Genomic DNA, 3,569 nt, shown 5'->3' with positions numbered 1-3,569 from the left:
CTAAGCGTATCAAGTTCATTGAGTGGAAGTTCTTCAATGAATACAGATGAATCAGATAGTATAAGCAGATCCTTGAGCGAAAGCTTAAGTACATCTATCTCAAGTAGCTTAAGTGAAAGCCTAAGCGTATCAAGTTCATTGAGTGGAAGTTCTTCAATGAATACAGATGAATCAGATAGTATAAGCAGATCGGCAACAATGGCAATAACGACATCAACAACTCGGGTAGTGATAACAGCAATATTCCTACTGACAACGGCAATGTTGATACTGGAAATAGTGGTAATAATAATGCCAATAACTCGGGTAGTGACAACAGTCAAGAACTCCCTACTGACAATGGTAATGTAGATACAGGCAACAATGGCAATAACAACACCAAAAAAGTTGGCTTTAGCCAACTTTTAAACTCGCGAAGCGAGTTTCTTCTTATCTTGATACTATATAGAAATAACGCCATTTTTTTTTTGAGTCAAAAAAAGTGCGATAAGCGTTGATATAATAACGTTTATAAGGGGTCAAAAAGGTCGAAAATGGGTTGAATGGATTGTTTATAATATTTTAACTTTTTATGACTTTTTGGCTTGTATAGATTTTTTTGAAAATTGAGGGTATACTCGTTTTTAGAATAAAAAAATTAATGCAAAAAAAAACTCATGCTGAAAGTTTTGGACGACCTAAGCAAGAGTTTTAAAGCAAAATATTATTGTGTTTATTACGGTTTTAGTGTAATAATTACTCACTACATTATAGAGATGTTAGGTGGAATAGTCAATAATTGTTGTTGTTATAATGCTTTAGGACTCTGACAGCATGAGTAAAGAAAGGAAGTTCTTCTCATGTTTGGAGATGAAATTTTAGTAGATAAGGCAAAAAATGGCAAGGTTAGACCCTGGAAAGAAAAGAAATTAGCTAATTTAACCTATGCTGAATATTTACAGATTCTGGAAATAAAAAAAGCTTTTAGAGTAAAAAAGTGTGGTAATCTTCTAACTTTTACAAAAAGTGAAAATGGCTTAAAGCTTTATCAAACATGGTTTTGTAAGAGTCGCCTATGTCCATTGTGTGCTTGGCGTTACGCTATGAAAAATAGTTATGAATTGAGTTCGATTTTAGATGTCTTTTATAAACGATATCCAAAATCAAGATTTTTATTTTTAACTCTAACTGAAGAAAACGCAAAACAGGGAGAATTAAAAGAAAAATTAGCTGAGATGAACAGGGCTTTATATAAGCTTTTTCAGTATAAAAAAGTTCAAAAGGATCTGTTAGGATACGTACGTTCAACAGAAATCACAGTTAATCGAAAAGAGAAAAGTTTTCATCAGCATATACATATTCTTTTAGCAGTGTCGCCAACATATTTTAAAAAGGGTCATTATTTATCTCAAGATAATTGGTCTAAATTGTGGCAGAAAGCACGGAAATTAGATTATAAACCAGTGGTAAATATTAAGACTGTTTCAGACAGTAAGAAAGATAAAAGCCTTGTTGCGAGTGCAAAAGAAGTTGCGAAGTATCAAGTTAAGAGTTCTGATTACATCACTGAAGATGTTGAAAGCGACTTGGAATTTTTAAAGGAGTTAGAAAAAGCTTTATTTCATAAACGTCAACTTTCATTTGGTGGAGAGTTTAAAGTAATCAGAAAAGAATTAAAACTTGAAGATCATGAAGATGATTTAGTACACGTTGATGGAGAAAATACTTCTGCTGCCGAAACAGAAAAAATTATTTTTCTTTGGAATAACGAAGTAAAAAATTATGTGAACTGGATAGAATAATTTAAGAACTGGAATTGAAGTAGCAGAGAAAATTTTTCTTCCAGTTATTTTTCGCAAGAAAAAAAGGAAACTGGAAGAAAAATTATTGTTTAACAAATGTTTTACGTAAAATAAGCGTAAAACAAAGTGTAAATTAGGTGTAAAACAAGTGTTAAATAGCTGTGTAACAAGCGAGAAAATTAAGTCCCTAAGAAAACGCCGATACTATCGGCTCCCACGCACCTGTGGGACCATTTTCTCTTATGCTCTTTAACTCGTTTCAAATTCCCAAGTTAGGAGGGATAAAATGAAAAATAATAATGTAACAGAAAAAGATTTATTTTATATTTTAGATTTATTTGAACACATGAAAGTAACTTATTGGTTAGATGGTGGCTGGGGGGTAGATGTATTAACTGGAAAACAACAAAGAGAACACAGAGATATAGATATAGATTTTGACGCTCAACACACTCAAAAAGTTATACAAAAATTAGAAGATATCGGATACAAAATAGAAGTTGATTGGATGCCTTCACGTATGGAACTCAAGCATGAAGAATATGGGTATTTAGATATTCATCCTATAAATCTAAATGATGATGGATCAATTACCCAAGCAAACCCAGAAGGTGGTAATTATGTTTTCCAAAATGACTGGTTTTCAGAAACTAATTACAAAGGTCGAAAAATACCATGTATTTCAAAAGAAGCTCAACTTCTTTTTCATTCTGGTTATGATTTAACAGAAAAAGACCATTTTGATATAAAAAATTTAAAATCAATAACATAATTGCTTTATTGACGTTGAGCCTCGGAACCCTTTTAAAAACCGTGGGCTTCCGCCCACACCTGACAAACGCAATGCGTTTGATCATGCCTCTGAAAAGTGAGTAAACAGTCATACCTGTTGGCTTTTCTGTCGGTTTACAAAAACTAAATGACAACAAAAAAAGCTGCAAGGGTAAATGCACTCACTACGTTCGCCCTTGCTGCTTTTTCTATTGCCATTTTTAAAGCAAACATACAAGTTATTACAAGCCTTAAAAATCGTTTCTGAGACGTTTTAAATAAAGCTGAATATAAATAATAGTCAAGGGGCAAAAAAGCGACGTAGGAGCTTTTGAGACGCCGTAGGGCAACCCTTGACTATTTTAAGCATAAAGACGCTGAGAAAAAAGAAAGCAAGCTTGCTTTCCCGAGACACGTGTCGGCGAACGGTTCCCCAATGCAATGGGGCGGAGGGGTTAAGATAATATTATTTTATTAGTAGCTTTAATTTGTAGCTACAAAATGTTATAATAATTTTGAGGTGGTAAAGATGTTTAAACGTGAAAATAGAGATGAAGTTGTAAGACTTAGAGTAACGACAGAAGAAAAAGAAATTTTAAAAAAGTTTGCTCAAGAAAAAGATTTGACTATGTCAGCAGTAATAGCTCAAGCCTTAGATAACTATTTGGATGCAACAACTCCAAAAGATTTTGAGCAAATGGAAGTTTATTATAATGGCAAAAAGGATAAAGCATTGACACGTAAAGCTCAAAATGCTTTAGCTTTTTCTAAACGCTATGATGAAATCATGGGCAATAAGACTTCTTTGTTTGATATGGAAAAAGAATATCAAGAACATTATTTTGAGAGATTGAAAAAATTGGTTGCTGAAGATGAAGAATTGAAAAAGTTGAGAAAATTGCAGTCAAAGAAAGCAAAAATTGAGCAGTAAAAAAGTTGGCTTTAGCCAACTTTTAAACTCGCGAAGCGAGTTTCTTCTTATCTTGATACTATATAGAAATAACGCCATTTTTTTTT

3 protein-coding genes and 1 pseudogene are annotated in these 3,569 nt (G+C 32.7%); 3 read left to right on the top strand and 1 reads right to left on the bottom strand.

The annotated features are described in order from the left end of the window. A pseudogene (locus OZJ21_RS03460) lies at nucleotides 1-401 on the bottom strand (hypothetical protein); the annotation flags it as partial. 438 nt (nucleotides 402-839) lie between these two features. Here OZJ21_RS03460 and OZJ21_RS03455 point away from each other — a divergent pair. The 3 genes from OZJ21_RS03455 (at nucleotide 840) to OZJ21_RS03445 (ending at nucleotide 3,483) form a co-directional block, all read left to right on the top strand. After that, a complete protein-coding gene (locus OZJ21_RS03455; protein WP_201898460.1) occupies nucleotides 840-1,781 on the top strand; it encodes a protein rep in 942 nt (313 codons plus the stop codon). A gap of 286 nt (nucleotides 1,782-2,067) precedes the next feature. Next, nucleotides 2,068-2,553: a lincosamide nucleotidyltransferase Lnu(A) gene (lnu(A), locus tag OZJ21_RS03450; RefSeq protein WP_001829870.1), complete on the top strand. Its 486-nt coding sequence runs from the start codon at nucleotides 2,068-2,070 to the stop codon at nucleotides 2,551-2,553. Between the two features lie 528 nt (nucleotides 2,554-3,081). Continuing rightward, entirely contained in the window at nucleotides 3,082-3,483 is a 402-nt protein-coding gene (locus tag OZJ21_RS03445; protein WP_086131659.1) for a hypothetical protein, read from the top strand. Nucleotides 3,484-3,569: the final 86 nt, after the last annotated feature.

It is taken from the genome of Ligilactobacillus sp. UO.C109, assembly GCF_026847815.1.
Taxonomy (GTDB): domain Bacteria; phylum Bacillota; class Bacilli; order Lactobacillales; family Lactobacillaceae; genus Ligilactobacillus; species Ligilactobacillus salivarius.
This window is presented reverse-complemented; position numbering and strand designations above follow the sequence as displayed.

Bases quoted from the DNA above. Each gene is read 5' to 3' on its own strand.
- OZJ21_RS03455 (WP_201898460.1), top strand. From the start codon at position 840: ATGTTTGGAGATGAAATTTTAGTAGATAAGGCAAAAAATGGCAAGGTT.
- OZJ21_RS03445 (WP_086131659.1), top strand. From the start codon at position 3,082: ATGTTTAAACGTGAAAATAGAGATGAAGTTGTAAGACTTAGAGTAACG.